A 1802-nucleotide genomic window follows, 5' to 3' on the forward strand; every position below is an offset into this window, starting at 1 on the left:
GTCGCGGTCGAAGGCCATCGATGGGCGATCGAGGACAGCTTTGAAACCGCGAAAAACGAGTTCGGGCTGGATCACAACGAGAGCAGATCCTGGCATGGCTGGCACCGTCATGTGTCCTTGGTGATGCTCGCCTTCGCCATGATGGCCGCGATCCGACATCGCGCTAATCCGCCACCGCCCAAAAAAACGAAACCTCGCCACCCGGCAAAAGCCAAAGCATAACCACGCCGCCGCTGATCCGTTGGTCAATCCAGGAAATCCGCCGCATTGCCATCAGACTTGCTCGAAAGCGTATTCAACCCGCACGCATCATCGCATGGTCTTTCTGGCGCAGAGCTCATCAGGCTGCCGCTCAACGCGCTCATGTCAAATCAAAAAGACAAACTGTAATGCTAGGGTCTGTACCTAATTAGCGATCTCTGATTCCATGGCGCCGAGTTGATTCGGGCCCGGGGACTTCGATGCGCAAAGGACTGTTCTGGCTGAACGACAAGCAGTGGGCTCGGATAGGGCCGCATCTGCCAACGAACCAGACAGGCCCGGCGCGCGAAGACGATCGACGCATTATCAGCGGTATCATTTCACATGCTTCAGTGCGGCGCACGCTGGCGCGATTGCCCGCCCGATTATGGTCCTTACACGACGATCTACAATCGCTTCAATCGCTGGGCCAAGCGCGGACATTGGCAGGCGATCTTTGAAGCGCTCGCCCGCTGCGGCAAGGACGGCGTGACTTTGTCCATCGACTCCACCTCGATCAAGGCGCATCGCTCGGCGAGCGGCGGAAAAGGGGGGAGCATGAACAGGCGATCGGCCGCTCGCGCGGTGGGCGGACCACGAAAATCCACGCGCTGAGTAGACCCTGATTGCAAACCTTGCGCATTTCATCTCACTCCGGGACAAGCCGCAGACATTGCCGCAGGGCCGGCCCTTTTGAAGCTCGCGCCGCCCATGTCTTCCCTCATTGGGGACAAAGGCTACGATGGCGACGGCTTTCGCGCCGAAATCGTCAATCGCGGCGCGAAACCCGTCATTCCAAACAAATCCAACCGGGTAACCCTCCACAGCTTCAGCAAGCGCCTCTATAAAGGGCCCAATGTTATCGAGCGCTGTTTCTGCCGGCTCAAGGATTTCAGGCGTGTTGCTACTCGCTACGACAAACTTGCCAGAAACTTCTTGGCCGCCGTCCACCTCGCCGCTCTCGTCGCTTATTGGATCAATTGAGTCTGAACCCTAGCATTACAGTTGTCTTTTTGATTTGACATGAGCGCGTTGAGCGGCAGCCTGATGAGCTCTGCGCCAGAAAGACCATGCGATGATGCGTGCGGGTTGAATACGCTTTCGAGCAAGTCTGATGGCAATGCGGCGGATTTCCTGGATTGACCAACGGATCAGCGGCGGCGTGGTTATGCTTTGGCTTTTGCCGGGTGGCGAGGTTTCGTTTTTTTTGGGCGGTGGCGGATTAGCGCGATGTCGGATCGCGGCCATCATGGCGAAGGCGAGCATCACCAAGGACACATGACGGTGCCAGCCATGCCAGGATCTGCTCTCGTTGTGATCCAGCCCGAACTCGTTTTTCGCGGTTTCAAAGCTGTCCTCGATCGCCCATCGATGGCCTTCGACCGCGACGAACGTTTCAATTGATGTTCCCGCTGGGCACCAGGTGGTGAAGAAGGCGAGGTCATCATCGGCGATGCGACGACCAGTAGACCGCGCGTCCATAAACCATCATTTGCGCTGTTGAACTGCTCGGCCTCGAGGTCGGCCAATTCGAGATAACACCAGTCATGCAGCCGCGGTCC

3 pseudogenes are annotated in these 1802 nt (G+C 57.7%); 2 read left to right on the forward strand and 1 reads right to left on the reverse strand.

Features of this window, described 5'->3' with window-relative positions:
- Window positions 1–222 (forward strand): annotated as a pseudogene (locus IVB48_RS35485) (IS701 family transposase); the annotation flags it as partial.
- 239 nt (window positions 223–461) lie between these two features.
- Window positions 462–1224: pseudogene (locus IVB48_RS35490) on the forward strand (IS5 family transposase).
- A gap of 237 nt (window positions 1225–1461) precedes the next feature.
- On the opposite strand, the pseudogene IVB48_RS35495 reads toward IVB48_RS35490, so the two are convergent.
- Window positions 1462–1802 (reverse strand): annotated as a pseudogene (locus tag IVB48_RS35495) (transposase); the annotation flags it as partial.

This window comes from Bradyrhizobium sp. 76, from assembly GCF_023073025.1.
GTDB lineage: Bacteria > Pseudomonadota > Alphaproteobacteria > Rhizobiales > Xanthobacteraceae > Bradyrhizobium.